At 70.7% G+C, this 15281-nt stretch carries 13 protein-coding genes; all 13 read right to left on the reverse strand.

Annotated features, from left to right (window positions below):
• Positions 1-133: 133 nt before the first annotated feature.
• The 13 genes from NS354_RS04320 to NS354_RS04380 all read right to left on the reverse strand — a co-directional run bounded on the left by NS354_RS04320 (position 134) and on the right by NS354_RS04380 (position 15219).
• Positions 134-1036 carry an FtsQ-type POTRA domain-containing protein gene (locus NS354_RS04320; protein ID WP_153002104.1) on the reverse strand — a complete coding sequence of 301 codons (903 nt, stop codon included), beginning with the start codon at positions 1034-1036 and terminating at the stop codon, positions 134-136.
• A 239-nt stretch (positions 1037-1275) separates the two neighbouring features.
• Complete coding sequence (gene murC, locus NS354_RS04325) at positions 1276-2697, reverse strand: UDP-N-acetylmuramate--L-alanine ligase (RefSeq protein ID WP_058593360.1); 1422 nt, start codon at positions 2695-2697, stop codon at positions 1276-1278.
• Between the two features lie 86 nt (positions 2698-2783).
• Positions 2784-3866 (reverse strand): UDP-N-acetylglucosamine--N-acetylmuramyl-(pentapeptide) pyrophosphoryl-undecaprenol N-acetylglucosamine transferase, encoded by a 1083-nt coding sequence (locus NS354_RS04330; RefSeq protein WP_058593361.1) that lies wholly within the window; start codon positions 3864-3866, stop codon positions 2784-2786.
• A complete protein-coding gene (gene ftsW / locus NS354_RS04335; protein ID WP_058593362.1) occupies positions 3863-5059 on the reverse strand; it encodes a putative lipid II flippase FtsW in 1197 nt (398 codons plus the stop codon). The genes NS354_RS04330 and ftsW overlap by 4 nt, the downstream gene beginning before the upstream one ends.
• On the reverse strand, positions 5059-6579 hold the full coding sequence (gene murD / locus NS354_RS04340; RefSeq protein ID WP_058593363.1) for a UDP-N-acetylmuramoyl-L-alanine--D-glutamate ligase: 1521 nt from the start codon (positions 6577-6579) through the stop codon (positions 5059-5061). The genes ftsW and murD overlap by 1 nt, the downstream gene beginning before the upstream one ends.
• The gene (gene mraY / locus NS354_RS04345) at positions 6579-7667 is read right to left on the reverse strand and encodes a phospho-N-acetylmuramoyl-pentapeptide-transferase (protein ID WP_058593364.1); all 1089 of its coding nucleotides are present in this window, start codon (positions 7665-7667) and stop codon (positions 6579-6581) included. The genes murD and mraY overlap by 1 nt, the downstream gene beginning before the upstream one ends.
• Complete coding sequence (locus NS354_RS04350) at positions 7664-9073, reverse strand: UDP-N-acetylmuramoyl-tripeptide--D-alanyl-D-alanine ligase (protein ID WP_058593365.1); 1410 nt, start codon at positions 9071-9073, stop codon at positions 7664-7666. Before NS354_RS04350 ends, mraY begins: the two co-directional genes overlap by 4 nt.
• Positions 9070-10626: a Mur ligase family protein gene (locus NS354_RS04355; RefSeq protein ID WP_058593366.1), complete on the reverse strand. Its 1557-nt coding sequence runs from the start codon at positions 10624-10626 to the stop codon at positions 9070-9072. Before NS354_RS04355 ends, NS354_RS04350 begins: the two co-directional genes overlap by 4 nt.
• 23 nt (positions 10627-10649) lie before the next feature.
• Complete coding sequence (locus NS354_RS04360) at positions 10650-12446, reverse strand: peptidoglycan D,D-transpeptidase FtsI family protein (protein WP_058593367.1); 1797 nt, start codon at positions 12444-12446, stop codon at positions 10650-10652.
• A 28-nt stretch (positions 12447-12474) separates the two neighbouring features.
• Positions 12475-13080, reverse strand: coding sequence for a hypothetical protein (locus NS354_RS04365; RefSeq protein ID WP_058593368.1), 606 nt, complete (start codon positions 13078-13080; stop codon positions 12475-12477).
• Complete coding sequence (gene rsmH / locus NS354_RS04370) at positions 13077-14060, reverse strand: 16S rRNA (cytosine(1402)-N(4))-methyltransferase RsmH (protein WP_058593369.1); 984 nt, start codon at positions 14058-14060, stop codon at positions 13077-13079. The genes NS354_RS04365 and rsmH overlap by 4 nt, the downstream gene beginning before the upstream one ends.
• Positions 14061-14072: 12 nt before the next feature.
• Positions 14073-14504 (reverse strand): division/cell wall cluster transcriptional repressor MraZ, encoded by a 432-nt coding sequence (gene mraZ / locus NS354_RS04375; RefSeq protein ID WP_058593370.1) that lies wholly within the window; start codon positions 14502-14504, stop codon positions 14073-14075.
• 328 nt (positions 14505-14832) lie between these two features.
• Complete coding sequence (locus tag NS354_RS04380; RefSeq protein ID WP_058593371.1) at positions 14833-15219, reverse strand: DUF3040 domain-containing protein; 387 nt, start codon at positions 15217-15219, stop codon at positions 14833-14835.
• Between the last annotated feature and the right edge of the window lie 62 nt (positions 15220-15281).

The following is a 15281-nucleotide window of genomic DNA, read 5'->3' on the forward strand; positions in this document are numbered from 1 at the left end:
GCCCCTAACCTTCAACCTCTACTTAAGGTTAAGAGTTAGTATCGCCGTATACATTTCCTGCGCACCACCGTATGGGCGTGAGCGGTCGCGCACCGCTTGACACGCCGCGCGCCCGCCGAAAGAACGGCGCCCGCTACTCGAAGACCGGCGCCTCGGTCGCCGATACGTCGATGCGCGAGACCGACTGATCCGCGAGCGACGAGAGCATCGCCTGCAGCACCACCGCCTTCCGGCGACTGTCATCGGCATCGCCCCAGATCACCGTGATCCCGCTCGCGAGAGCGAACGTGACATCCTGAGCGCTCGTCGCACTCGCGCCGGTGATCTGCCCGCGGAGATCCGCGGGCATGTCGCGCAGCGCGCGGGAGGCCGATCTGAACGCCGCTGAGCTCAGGTCGGTCAGCGCACCCTCCCCGAGCGGCACGCCGGCCGGCGCCGCGTCGGCGGAGCCGAGCAGCACGCCGGCCGCGTCGTAGAGCTGCACGCCCTCCGAGCCGGCGACCGAGATCACCGGAGTGCGCTCCTCGATGCGCACCACGAGGGTGTGCGGCGGAACGCGCTCGACGGCGTACCGCTGGATCACCGGAAACGGCTCGAGCGCCCGGTGCACCTCGCCGTCGTCGATCAGCGCGAGCGGGCGGCCCTCGAAGCGCTCGAGCGCCTCCTGCACCTTCCCCGCGTCGACGCTCTCCACGCCCGATACCTCGATCTCCCGCACTGCCATGAGCGGCGTGAACACGCCCGCCGCGACGAACAGCACCAGAGCCCCCACCGCCGCGAGTACGACGTACCAGCGCCGCCTGCGCCTGCGGGCCTCGGCCGAGAACCGGCGTCGCTCGCCGCGCGCCTGCCGCCTGCGCTGCCGAGCAGCCGCGGCGAGTCGTCGCTCGGCGACGCGCACGGGATCCTGCCCGGTCCCGCGAAAGCGCTCCAGCATCGGCCGGCGAGGCGCATCGAGCGCCCCGAGGTCGACGGTGGCGTGCTCGTCGCCGAGCGTCGCCCCGGGGCGCAGGGCAGCCGTTCTCGCCGCGCGCACGTCGCTCAGGTCGATCGTGCCGGCGGAGTCGGGGGCCGTCGCCGGCGTCCGCTCCGGCTGCGGCCCGCGGACGCGACTCAGCCGCGGTCGTGGCGGACCGGTCGGGCTCTCCCCAGTCGCCGGAACCGACGCCGGAACCGACGCCGGAGCCGCCCCCGGCCCGTGCCGGCGCTCGTCGAATTCGGTTCCCGACTCCGGGCGAGGGGCATCCGGAGTCCGATCGAAGCCGCCCGGGCGCTTCACCGGGCCTCGAGCTCGAACCGGTCGCGCAGTGCCGCCACCACCTGCGGAATGATGCGGTAGACGGTGCCGCAGCTCATCGTGACCATGACGTCGCCCGGCCGAGCGAAGCGCGCGAGATACGCCGCGGCGTCCTCCCACTCCGGCACGTAGGCCACGCGATCCGCGTCGCGGAAGTCGTCCGAGACCAGCGCCCCCGTCACCTCGGGCACCGGGTCCTCGCGCGCGCCATCCACGGCGAGCACCACCGTGTGATCCGCGCCGCGCTCGAGCACCTCCGCGAACTCCCGATGGAACAGGCGCGTGCGACTGTAGAGATGGGGCTGATGGATCGCGATGAGCCGCCCGTCGCCGACGACCGCGCGCGCCGAATCGAGCAGCGCCGCGACCTCGGTCGGGTGGTGCGCGTAATCGTCGTACACGCGCACGCCGTTCACATCGGCGTGGAACTCGAAGCGGCGCTTCGTGCCCCCGAATGCGGCGATCGCCTGCAGCGCGGCGTCGGCCTCGAACCCGAGGCCCGTGAGCACGGCGAGCGCCCCCACCGCGTTGACGGCGTTGTGCCGGCCGTAGACGGAGAGCTGCGCGTCGTACCGTTCGCCGTCGATCTCGACGGCGAAGCGCACCGGGCCGGAATCGTCGACCTCGACGATGCGGACGTCGGCGTGCTCCGCCTCGCCGAACGTGCGCACCGGGGCGTGCCCGCCCTGCTCGCGCAGCGCGGCGAGCACCTCGAGCGCGCCCGGGTCGTCGGCGGAGATCACGATCTGCTCCCGCGCTCCCCGCGCGAAGTCGACGAAAGCCTGCATGAACGCCTCGCGGGAGCCGTAGAAGTCGAGGTGCTCGGGATCGACGTTCGTGATGAGCGCCACGGCGGTGTCGTAGAGCAGGAAGGACTTGTCCGACTCGTCGGCCTCGATGACGAACAGGTCGTCCGAGCCGGTGCCCGAGCTCACCCCGAGCGACTCGATGACGCCGCCGTTGACGAACGACGGGTCGGCCCCCGCACCGAGCAGTCCCGTCACCACCATGCCGGTCGAGGTCGTTTTGCCGTGCGCGCCCGCGACCGAGACGACGCGTGCGCTTCGCGCCAGCCAGGCGAGGGCCTGCGAGCGGTGCAGCACGGGAAGTCCCGAGGCGAGCGCGCGCTGGTACTCGGGGTTGTCCGTCCAGAGCGCGCCCGTCACCACGAGCGTGTCCGCTTCGCCGACGTTCGCAGCGTCATGCCCGATCGCCACGGGGATCCCGAGCTCGACGAGCGCGTCGGTCGAGTAGTTCGCGCTGCGGTCGGAACCCGTCACGGCGACGCCCGCCTGGTGCATCATGCGGGCGATGCCGCTCATGCCCGAGCCGCCGATGCCGACGAAATGGACCCGCCCGAGTTCGTCGGGAATCTGCAGTTCGAGGTCGGGATAGATCATGGCGCCTCCTCAGCACGAATCAACAGTCAAGCGTACCCCGACGCGAGGCCTCCGCGGATGCGGACCCGCTGCGCGTCGGGAGGCGCTCAGGTTCCGGGCGCGTCGATCGCCTCGCGCACCAGGTCGAACAGCCGCTCGGTGCCGTCCAGGCGTCCGGCTCCGCGCGCGCGCCGCGACATCTCCTCCAGGCGGGCGTCGTCGGTGAGGAGCGGCAGGAGCTCGTCGCGCACCCACTCGGGGGTGAGCTCCCCGTCGTCGACGAGCAGCGCGCCTCCCGCCCCGACGACACCGGCAGCGTTGAACCGCTGCTCGCCGTTGCCCACCGCGTAGGGCACGAGCACGGCGGGGATCCCGAGCCCGGAGAGTTCGCTCACGGTCGTCGATCCGGCCCGGGAGACGGCGAGGTCGCACGCCGCGAAGGCGAGGTCCATACGGTCGCAGTACGGGGTTACGACGTAGCCGGGCACTCCGGGGTCCTCGAGTTCGGTCAGGCCGCCCCAGACATGCAGCACCTGCACGCCGGCGTCGATCAGCGCTCGCGCCGAGCCCGAGATCCCCCGGTTCAGCGCCCGAGCACCGAGGGAGCCGCCCGTGACGAGCAGCGTGCGCCGCTCGGGGTCGAGGCCGAAGTGCCGTCGGGCGTCCGCGCGCAGCGCATCGCGATCGAGTCCGGTGATCTCCGGCCGCAGCGGCATGCCCGTGACGCGCGCCCCGGGCATCGGGGTGCCCGCGAACGTCACGGCGACGTGCGGGGTGCTCCGCGCACCCCAACGGTTCGCCATGCCCGGCTTCGCGTTGGCCTCGTGGATCACGACGGGGACGCGCTCCCGGGCTCCGGCCCGGTAGGCGGGAGCGGCGGCGTACCCGCCGAAGCCCACGACGACGTCGATGTCTCGAGCCCGGATCAGCCGGCGCACCTGCGTCACTGCGCGTGCGAACCGGGCCGGGAATCGCACGGCGGCGAGGTCGGGGCGGCGAGGGAACGGCAGGCGCTCGATGTGCACCAGCTCGTACCCCCGCTCGGGCACGAGCCGGGCCTCGAGGCCCTCACGGGTGCCGAGCACCACGATGCCGGCCTCGGGCTCCTCGCGCCGGATGAGATCCGCGAGGGCGAGCAGCGGGTTCACGTGCCCGGCAGTGCCGCCGCCCGCGAGCAGGTAATTGGTCATCGCAGACCCCTCTCTTCGTCGTGTCGCGCGGCGTCCCGAGCGATCGAGATCACGACCCCGATCGCGATGAGGCAGGCGATGAGGGCGGTGCCGCCGGCGCTGATGAGCGGCAGGGGCACGCCGAGCACGGGGAGCACGCCCACCACGACGGCGATGTTCACGAACGCCTGCCCGACGATCCAGACGAGCACGCCGCCGACCACCGCTCGCCCGAAGCGGTCGCGGGCCCGCACGATGAGCCGCAGCATCACGACGGTCAGGGCGATGAACAGCACGACGACGAGCAGGGCGCCGATCAGCCCGAGCTCCTCGCCGATGATTGCGAAGATGTAGTCGTTGTCGGCAGCGGGCAGCCACGACCATTTCGCCTTCGAGTTGCCGAGGCCGACCCCGAAGAGCCCCCCGCCCGCGAGCGCCCAGAGGCCGTGCGTCGCCTGCCAGTCGATGCCGCTGTAGTCGTCCGTTCCGCCGGCGTGGCTGAGGAGTCTCGCCATGCGGTTCGGGCTCGAGAGCACGAAGAAGGCGACGGCGAGAGCGCCGCCGATGGCAGTCACGCCGAGCGTTTTCCAGCTCATCCCGCCGAAGAACATGGCGCCGAACACCAGCGCGGCCATGATCATCACCGTTCCGAGATCCTTGCCGAGCAGCACGACGCCGAGCGCGATCAGGGCTCCCGGAATGACGACGGGGATCAGCTCGTGGCGCATCTGCCCGAAGAGCGGCTCCTTGCGCTGCATGACGGCGCCGACCCACACCACCAGGGCGAGCTTCAGCGCCTCCGACGGCTGCGCGGTGACGCCGCCGAGCTGGATCCAGTTGCGGTTGCCCGCGACCTCGAAACCGAGGGGGGTGAACACGAGCAGCTGGAGCACGATTCCGAGACCGAAGAGCGCCCACGCGTATCGCTTCCAGAAGCTCACGGGCATCGCGGCGGCGACGAGCATCAGCGGGATGCCGATCACCGCGAAGATGACCTGCCGCCAGAAGCCGCCGAAGAAGCCCTGGTCGGCGAGGTACGAGGTGATGGAGGACGCCGAGAGCACCATGATGAGGCCGAACCCCACCAGCAGGAGGGTGAGCGTGTACAGCGCGATCACGGTGCGGTCCGAGCCGATGCGCAGCATCCCGCCCAGCCGGATCAGGGCCTGGGCGGGAGCACGGCCCGGTTCGCGCTCGCTCGTGCGCGCAGACATCATTCCAGCTCTCGAACCGCGGCTTGGAAGCGTCGGCCGCGGTCTCCGTAGCTCTCGAACTGATCCATCGACGCGGCGGCGGGCGAGAGCAGTACGGTGTCGCCGGGCTGGCCGATGGCGAGGGCCTCGGCCACCGCTGCGGCCATGATGCCCGCCGGATCGCCCTCGGCTTCCGAGACCTCGACGATGGGGCGCTCGCCGAGGTGCCGCCGCAGCGCCTCCACGACGGGCGCGCGGTCCACCCCGATCACCACTGCGCCGCGGAGACGGATCGCGTGGGTGCGCACGAGCTCGTCGATGTCGACGCCCTTGAGCAGGCCGCCGAGCACCCAGACCACGTCGTTCAGCGCCCGGAGCGATGCGTCCGCCGCATGGGCATTGGTCGCCTTCGAGTCGTCGATCCAGCGCAGGCCGCGAATCTCGCCGAGCGGCTGCGCGCGGTGCGGATCGGGCACGAACGAGAGCACCCCCTGCGCGATCTCACCCGGCTCGATGCCCCGGGCGCGGGCCAGAGCGCTGGCGGCGAGCACGTTCTGCACCATGTGCGGTGCGGCGAGACCCCGCTCGGCGAGCTCGGCGACGGTGACGAGTTCGAACGCCTCGCTGCGCCGCTCGGCGTGGTAGCCGCGATCGACGAGGATCCCCTCGACCACTCCGAACCCGCTGCTCGGCGGCGTGTCGAGACCGAAGCTGATGGCGCGGGCGCCCTCGACGACATCGGCGGCCTCCACCATCCGCTCGGTGGCGGGATCGGCGCGGTTGTACACGCACGCGACCTGCGTGTTGCGGTACACCTTCGCCTTCGCCGACCAGTAGGCTTCGGGGCCGCCGTGCCAGTCGAGGTGGTCGTCGGCGAAGTTCAGGCAGGTGCTCGCGTACGGCGAGATCTCGCCGAGCCGCTCGAGCTGGAAGCTGGAGAGCTCGACGACGATCGCGTCGTAGCCCTGCGGATCGCGGAGCGCGTCGAGGATGGGCGTGCCGATGTTGCCCGCCGGAGTCACCCGGAGGCCGCCCGCGGCGAGCATGTGGGCGGTGAGCTGGGTCGTCGTCGTCTTGCCGTTCGTGCCCGTGATGCAGATCCAGTCCGCGATCCGGCCGGTCTTGTCGCGCAGTCTCCAGCCGAGCTCGATGTCCCCCCAGACCGTGACGTCGCGCGCGGTCGCCCAGGACGTCAGGGGGTGATCGGGGCGGTACCCGGGCGAGACGACGACGAGCTCCGGGTCGAACGCCTCGAGATCCGCCAGCTGGGCCTCGTCGTCGCCCTCGATGAGCCACTCCGCGCCGATGACGTCGAGCAGGCGCTCCCGCTCCGGATCGCGCGCGCCGGTGATCACGCGAACGCGGCATCCCAGTTCGACGAGCGTATCTGCGACGGAGAACCCGGTGACGCCGAGCCCGAGCACCGCGACGCGGAGCCCGCTCCAATCGTGGTGCCAGCTCGAGAGCGACTCGACGCGCTCGGCGACGAGCTTCGCGTAGATCGATGCGTCCCCGCTGCTGCTGTTCACGTCTGCTCCCATCACGGCTGCTGCAGCAGCCATTCGCCGTAGAAGGCCCCGACGCCGGCGATGACGAAGAGGGCGGCGATGATCCAGAACCGGACGACCACGGTCACCTCTGCCCAGCCCTTGAGTTCGAAGTGGTGGTGGATCGGACTCATGAGGAAGATGCGCTTCCCGTGCGTGACCTTGAAGTACAGGCGCTGCAGGATCACGGATCCGGTCTCGATGATGAACAGCCCGCCGATGAGGATCAGCAGCACCTCAGTGCGGCTGACGATCGCGAGCGCCGCGATCGCGCCGCCGATGCCCATCGAGCCGGTGTCGCCCATGAACACGTGGGCGGGGTTGGTGTTCCACCAGAGGAATCCGCCGACGCCGCCGAGGAACGCCGCCGCGATGACGGCGAGATCCATCGGATCGCGCACCTCGTAGCACCCGGGCTCCGACGCCGTGCTCGCGCAGCTCTGCGCCGCCTGCCAGAAGCCGATGATGAGATACGCCCCGAATGCGAAGATCGCGGCACCCGCGGCGAGTCCGTCGAGGCCGTCCGTCACGTTGACCGCGTTGGTCGTCGCGGTGACGATGACCATTACCCAGATGATCACGAGGCCCACGCCGATGATCGGCCCGAACGTCATGAAGTCGAAGGGCAGATCGCGGAACACGGAGATGTGCGTCGAGACGGGGGTGATGCCCGCGTCGTTCGCGAACTGGATGCCGAGAACGGCGAACGAGACGGCGATGACGACCTGTCCGACGATCTTCGCCCAGCCCCCGAGACCGGCCGACGCCTGCTGCCGGGTCTTCATGAAGTCGTCGATGAAGCCGACGAGCCCGGCTCCGACCGCCATGAGGATCACGAGGAGTGCCGAGGGCGAGGGCTGCTCGCCCATCACGAGCTTGCCGACGAAGTAGGCGATCACCGATCCGGAGAGGAAGATGAGCCCGCCCATCGTGGGGGTGCCGCGCTTGACCTCGTGCTCCTTCGGGCCGTCGACGCGGATCGGCTGCCCCCAGCGCAGTCGATTGAAGCCGCGCACGAACAGCGGGGTGAGCAGCAGCGAGTACAGCAGGGAGAACCCTCCCGCGATGAGGAGCGCGATCATGCGTACGCCTCCCCGAGTCGATCTCCGAGTCCCTGGAGGCCGGCCGCGTTCGACGACTTCACGAGCACGGTGTCGCCCGCGCGCAGTGTCTCGGTCAGGTAGGCGAAGGCCTCGTCCTGCTCGGAGAAGAACGTGCTCTCGCCGTCCCACGACCCCTCGTTGATGGCGCTGATGTGCAGCTGACGCGCCTCATCGCCCACCACCACGAGTTCGGAGATGCCGAGGCGCACGGCCTGGAGGCCGACCCGACGGTGCTCCTCGATGGAGTACTCCCCCAGCTCGCTCATCGCGCCGAGCACCGCCACCGAGCGGCCCTCCGGCTTGCGGATCTGCGCGAGTGTGCGGAGCGCCGCGCTCATCGAATCCGGGCTCGCGTTGTAGGCGTCGTTGATGACCGTGATGCCGTCGCGGCCGCCGAGCACCTCCATGCGACCCGGTGCGGCGAGCGTCGCAGACTCGAGCGTCGCGACGATGTCGGCCAACGGGATGCCGAGCGCGCGGCCCACGGCTGCGGCGGCAAGCGCGTTCATGACGTGGTGCTCGCCGAGCACGCGGAAGCGCACCGGCAGCGAGGCGCCGTCGGCGTGGATCGTGAACGACGTCCCGGTCGCCGAGGCATCGACGTCGGTCGCGCGCACGTCGGCGCCGTCCGAGAGTCCGAACCAGAGCACGCGGGCGCGCGTGAGGTCCGCCATCTGCGAGACGCGGGGGTCGTCGCGGTTGAGCACGGCGATGGCGTCCTCGGGCAGGTCGCGCACCATCTCGCTCTTCGTGCGGAACGTGGTCTCGATGCCCCCGAACTCGCCGGCGTGCGCGAGACCGACCGTGAGCACGACGCCGATGTGCGGCGGAGCCATCGCGGTGAGGCGGGCGATCTCGCCCTCGGCGCTCGCCCCCATCTCGGCGACGAGCGTCCGCGTGTCGGGCGCGACGCGCAGCATCGTCAGCGGTCCGCCCACCTCGTTGTTGAACGACTTGGCCGAGGCGACCGTGGGGCCCGTCCGCTCCGCCATCGCCGCGACGAGGTTCTTCGTCGTGGTCTTGCCGTTCGAGCCCGTGATGCCCACGATGGTGAGCCCGCCCGCGTCGCGCACGCGGCGGACGACCTCGGTCGCGAGCGCCCCGAGCGCAACAGTGCTGTCGCTGACGAGGATCTGAGGCGCACGCCGATCGACGTCGCGCTCGACGACGAGCAGCGCCGCCCCGGCGTCGACGGCGCGGTCGGCGTAGCGGTGCCCATCGGTCTCCTCGCCGCGGCGTGCGAAGAAGATCTGCCCCGGGCCGATCTCGCGGGAGTCGGTCTGCGACTCGCCGTCGATCACCGTGTCGGGCCCCGATCCGTCGTCTCCGACGATCAGGCGGCCGTTCACGGCGGTCGCGATCTCGGCCAGTGTCAGTGCAATCACGGGAGCAATCCTGCCTCGCGGAGCGCGCCGCGAACTTCGTCACGCGCCGAGTACGGGATGAACCGACCGGCGACCTCTTGATGGTCCTCGTGTCCGGGACCGGCATACAGAATAACGTCACCGGGATCGGCGAGCGAAATGGCGAGCCGCACGGCGGCGCGCGGGTCGCCCTCCTCGATCACGTCGGCGTGCCGGGCGGACCGCGCGCCCGCGATGAGCTGCGCGCGGATCGCCTCGGGCGGCTCCGAGCGGGGGTGGTAGTCGCACACGATGACGGTGTCCGCGCCCGCGGCCGCGATCCTGCCCATCTCCTCGCGCTTCGTGGTGTCGCGGTCGCCATCGGCGCCGAAGAGGAAGATGATCCTGCCCGGTGCGACCTCGCCGAGCGCATCGAGCATCGCTGCGAACGCGCCAGGGGTGTGCCCGTAGTCGACGTAGAAGCGGGGGCCGCTGCTGCCGCTCTCGGTGATCTGCTCGAGCCGGCCGGGGATGAACACCGGGATGCGACCGTGGTCGAGCCCGCGCGAGACCTGCTCGATGGGGATCCCGGCCTCGTGCAGCATGATGAGCGCGAGCGCGGCGTTCTCCGCCATGAAGCGGCCGAACACGGGGACGCTGCCGCGGAAGTGCGCGCCCTCGGGGCCCTGCAGCACGAAGGACACGCCGTCGAGCGTCTGCCGCGTGATCGCGAGATGCCAATCTGCGTCCTGCCCGTACTCGGTCGCGAGTCGCGTCACCGGGATGCGCGACTCGCGCGCGATGCGCTGCCCCCACGGCGAGTCGACGACGACGACGCCGCGCTCCGCGTGCTCGGGTGAGAAGAGCGCGAGCTTCGCCGCGAAGTAGGTCTCCAGGTCGCCGAACTCGTCGAGGTGGTCCTGCGAGAAGTTGTTGAACGCGACGACGTCGAAGTGCACCCCGTCGAGCCGGTGGCGCACCACGGCCTGCGCCGACACCTCCAGCGCGACGCCCGCGACGCCGACCTCGGCCATGCGCGCCAGCAGGCCGTGCAGCTCGGACGCCTCAGGGCTGGTGAGGTTGCTGACGACGACCTCGTCGCCGATCCTCCGCTCGGCGGTGGAGCTGAGACCCGCCGTGATGCCCGCCGCGCGCAGCAGTTCGGCGAGGAGGTAGACGACGCTGGTCTTGCCGTTCGTGCCGGTGACCCCGAAGATTCGCGCCGCGAACCCGTCGGTGCCGTAGACCGCCGCTGCGACGTCCCCGAGAACGGTCCGCGGATGCGCTTCGGAGACGAGTACGGGCAGGTCCGGAGCAGCCGCGGCGGCCAGCTCGGCCCCGGGGGCATCGGTGAGCATGGCACTCGCACCCGACGCCGCGGCCTGGCCGGCGAACTCGGCGCCATGGCGCTGCGCGCCCGGCATGCCCACGTACAGGTCGCCGGGACGGACGTCGCGGGAGTCGAGCGACACCCCGGTCACCGCCAGGCCCGTCGGCAGGCCCGACGTCCGCAGCCCGAACCGATCGACGATCGCGTCGACGGGAACGGGAACGGGGTGCTGCGGGCGAATGCTCAAGGCATCTCCGGTACTCACGGGTGCGGGCCTCCTGGGCGTGATCAATACTCGGTGGGGAGCGGCGAGAACTCCCCCGTGGACGGCGGAATGTGGAATGTGCGGATCGTCGCCTCTGCAGCCTGCCGGAATGCGGTGAGCGCGGCGACGCCGCCATCTCCCGCCGTCGGGAACGCAATCGATGCTACCGCGACGTACTGCGGGTCGTCGGCCGGGAAGATGCCCGCGAACGAGTGCACGTAGTCGGTGCGGTAGAGCCCGGTGTCGGGATCGACCTGCTCGGCCGTGCCGGTCTTGCCCGCGACGCGGTAGCCGGGGATGGAGATGAGGTCGGAGAACCAGCCCTCGGTGGTCACCGTCTCGAGCATGGCCATGACATCGGCGGCGGTCTGCTCCGAGACCGCCGTCTCGGGCTCGCCGTGGTCGGGCTCGGTGACCGAGCCGTCCGCCGCGGTGCACTGCTTGACGATGCTCGGCGGCACGCGGACGCCCTTGTTGGCGATCGTCTGGTAGACGCCCGCCGTCTGCACGATGGTGGACGAGAGCCCCTGGCCGAACATCGTGTTGTACGACGTCTGCCGGTCCCAGTCGCCCGGCTCGTACAGCAGGCCCGAATCCTCGACCGGCATGCCGGCCTGCGTGGCGGTGCCGACGCCGAACCGCTTCAGGTAGTCGTATCGCGTGTCGGCGTCGAGCTGCGCGCCGAGCATCGAGGTGCCGACGTTCGACGACTGCGTCAGAATTCCGGTGAGCGTCCAGGGCATCTCGGGGTGGTTGAATGCGTCGCCGAAGCGCACACCCGGTTCGGGCTCCAGGTAGTCGGGGGTGAGATTCTGCGAGGTGGGGGTGGCCACGCCCTGGTCGATGAGCGCGGCGGCGGTGATCGTCTTGAACGTCGATCCCGGTTCGTACGGCGAGGTGAAGGATCGGGCCTCGCGCTTCCCGGGGTCGGAGGCGTCGACGTCGTTCGGGTCGACGGATCCGTCCTCGGCGACGGCGACGAGTTCGCCCGTGTGCACGTTCATCACGGTGAGCAGGCCGTATTCGGCGCCGACGGACTGCACCTGCTGGTTGATCGCCTGCTGCGCCTCCCACTGCAGGTCGCGATCGATGGTGAGCTGCACGGTGCCGCCGTCCTCGACCTTGCGGGTGACCACGACGCTGCCCGGCAGCGCGACGCCGTCCTCGCTGCGCTCGTAGGTCTCGGTGCCGTCGACGCCGGTGAGGCAGGCGTCCTGCGACAGCTCGACGCCGGCCTGGGGCACGTCGTCGGCGCCGGAGAAGCCGACGATGTTGCCGCCGACCGCACCGTTCGGGTACGTGCGCTTGTGCTGGCTCTCGAACGTGAGCCACGGGATCTCGAGCGCCTTGAGCGCATTCAGCTGGGTCAGATCGATCGAGCGCTGCACGTAGGCGAAGTCGGATTTCGGGTTGTCGCGCAGCGCGTCGTCGACGATCTTTTGGATCTCCGCGCCGCTCTGGCCGGTCACCTCCCCGATCTCCTCGAACGCCTGCGCCGCTGAGACCTCGACGGTGCCCACGCCGCGCTCCGCGTCGAGGCGGTAGAAGACCCCGTCGTTGAGGCGGGTGTTCTTCGGCGACAGCTGCACGTCGTACCGCTCGTCGGTGGTGGCCAGCACCTCCCCGTCGCGGTCGACGATGTCGCCCCGCACGCTCGGTATGGCGACGGGCACGGCGCGCTTGTCCTTCGCGTCCTCGTTGAGGGCGGCGGCCGAGACGACCTGCACGTCGACGAGTCGCACGAGGAACACGAGCGCGGCGACGATGATGATGCCGAGCGCAATGGCTCGACGGAGCGACGATCCGCGCAGTCTCAGCATCCGATACCTCCCGGAGTTCTGCTGCTGCCTAGTGCGTGTCGGGCGCCGGCAGCTTGCCCGTCCACCGTACCGGCGGATCGATGCTTTCGGCCTGTGCGCCCGCGGCCTGTCCCGAGTTGCGCGGCACCAGCAGCCCGGCGGCGTCGACCACCGGCATGCTCTCGAGGGTCGCGTTCGCGACGAGGTTGCCCGACGCCTCCGTCGTCTCGGAATCGAGTGCTCCGAGCACCGCCCCGTCGCTCAGGCGGAGCGTAGCGGGGCGCGAGTTCTGCACCATGCCGAGCGCCGCGGCGTTCTCGGCCAGGTTCTGCGGCGAGGCGAGCTTGTCGACGTTCTGGGAGAGCACGCGCTCCACGCGCGCGAGGTCGCGCTGCTCCACCTCGAGCGCCCGCGTCTCGTAGGCGCCCTGGGAGATCGCGATGCTCAGGCCGAGCTGCGTCGCGAAGATTGTCAGCACCACGCCGACGGCGATGAGCGCCCCGGCGAGCGGGCTGCGCTTCGCGCGCGCCGCCGGTCGCGCTGCGGGCGCGGGCACCGGCCGCAGGTGCCGTTCGCGCTCGGTCGCGGGCGTCCCCGCGGGCGCGCCGAGCCGGAGCGCCGCTGCGTCGAATTCCATCGGCATCGTCGTGCTCATCGTGCGTCCCTCACTCGTTCGGCGGCGCGCAGGCGCACGGGGATGGCGCGCGGATTGCGCGCCCGTTCCGCATCGTCCGCGAGTTCCGCGCCTCGGGTGAGGAGGCGGAACTCGGGCCGATGCTCGGGGAGCTCCACCGGCAGCCCGGCGGGCGCGGTGGAGGCGGTGCGGCGGGCGAACTCGCGCTTGACGAACCGGTCCTCGAGGGACTGGTACGACATCACGACGGCGCGCCCACCGACGCGCAGCAGGTCCAGCGCCGCGGGGATGGCGCGCTCGAGCACGGAGAGCTCCGCGTTCACCTCGATGCGCAGCGCTTGGAATACCCGCTTCGCCGGGTGGCGCTGGTCGCGCACCGCTGCGGGCGTCGCCGCCTGCAGCACGTCGACCAGCTGGCCGCTGCGCAGAATCGGCTCCTCGGCGCGGGCCGCGATGATGGCGCGCGCGTAGCGACCGGCGAGCGGCTCTTCGCCGTAGCGCTCGAAGATCGCGCGCAGGCGACCCTCCGGAGCCGTCGCGAGCACATCGGCGGCGGTCTCGCCGCTGCTCTGATCCATCCGCATGTCGAGCGGCGCGTCTTGAGCGTATGCGAAGCCGCGGTCGGCCTCGTCGAGCTGCAGGGAGGACACGCCGAGGTCGAACAGCACGCCGTCGATGCGGGAGTAGCCGCTGTCCGCGACCGCGCGCGCGATCTCGTCGTACACCGCGTGCACGCGGATCGCCCGATCGCCGAAGCGTGCGAGTCGCGCGCCGGCGAGTTCCAGCGCCTCGGTGTCGCGGTCGAGGCCGATGACGTGCAGGTGCGGGAACCGCTCGAGCAGCGCCTCGGTGTGACCGCCCATGCCGAGCGTCGCGTCGACGACCACCTGCGGCGCCCCGGAGTCCCCGTCGGTCACGGCGGGGGCGAGCAGCTCGATGCAGCGCTCGAGCAGCACGGGCGTGTGCAGCGCGCTCGGATCGCGTGTGTTGTCGTGTGCCATAGCGATTCCGGGCTAGAACATGCCCGGGATCACCTCCTCCTCGATCTCGGAGAACGCCGCCTCCTGCGCTGCCAGATAGGTCTGCCAAGCCTCCGCGTCCCAGATCTCCGCGCGCGAGCCGGCGCCGATGACGGCGAGTTCGCGATCGAGCCCCGCGTATTCGCGGAGGTTCTGCGGGATGGTGACCCGGCTCTGCTTGTCGGGGGTCTCGGGGTGCGCCCCGGAGAGGAAGACGCGAAGGTAGTCGCGCGCCTGCTTGGATGCCAGCGGCGCGCTGCGCAGGCGCTGGTGCATCTGCGCGAACTCCGTCTCGCTGAAGACGTAGAGGCACCGCTCCTGGCCGCGGGTGATCACGAGCCCGTCGGCGAGTTCGCTGCGGAACTTCGCGGGGAGGATCAGGCGGCCTTTCTCGTCCAGGCGCGGCGTGAAGGTTCCCAGGAACAATGGGACCTCCTTTCGCCGACTCGTCCTCGAGCACCAGTTTACTCCACTTTCCTCCACTCTTCCCCTCCGCGCACTGCGAATTGCGCGTTTTTCGCGGGAGATGGCGAAAAGACGCGGGTGCGACCATCCCCGCGTCGGTCACTCGACCGTCGCTCCCACGCCGGAGCAGCCGCGCCACGACGGAGGAACGGACAGTCGGGCAGCTGCGATCGCACCTGAGGGGAGCAAAGTGGAGTGAGCGGGGAACGCCGTACCGAACCGTGCCGCGGGCACGAAAAAAGCGCCAGGTCACCGACCTGGCGCTGCGCGCTGAGTGCGTAGGGGCGGGTTAGCGCTCCCCCTCCATCCGCTGATCCCAGCGGCGCTCCATGCGCTCGCTGAGCGACTCCCGCGACGACTTCGCGGCCCTCGGCCCCGCGCTGGCCGAGGTGATGTCGTCGACCGTCAGCGGGCCCGACGAGCGACGCGACAGCATGAGCACCACGCCGCCGAGCATGATGGCGAAACCGACGAGGCCGAGCCAGAGCAACTGCACCGCGACACCCGCGACGAGAACGCCGATTCCGGCAACCACGACGATCACGCCGAGCACGAGAGACCGGTAGTTGAGGCGGCGGGGCTCGGCGGAACCTGCTTGCAGAACATCGGCTTCGCTCTGGTAGAAGCCGCGCTCCATCTCGTCAAGCAACCGCTGTTCGTGCTCTGACAGCGCCATGACGACCCTCCTGCATCTCGTGAAACGTGGTACCCATCAGTCTACGACCCGTGCCCGTGAGT

The sequence above is a fragment of the Leucobacter chromiiresistens genome (assembly GCF_001477055.1).
GTDB lineage: Bacteria > Actinomycetota > Actinomycetes > Actinomycetales > Microbacteriaceae > Leucobacter > Leucobacter chromiiresistens_A.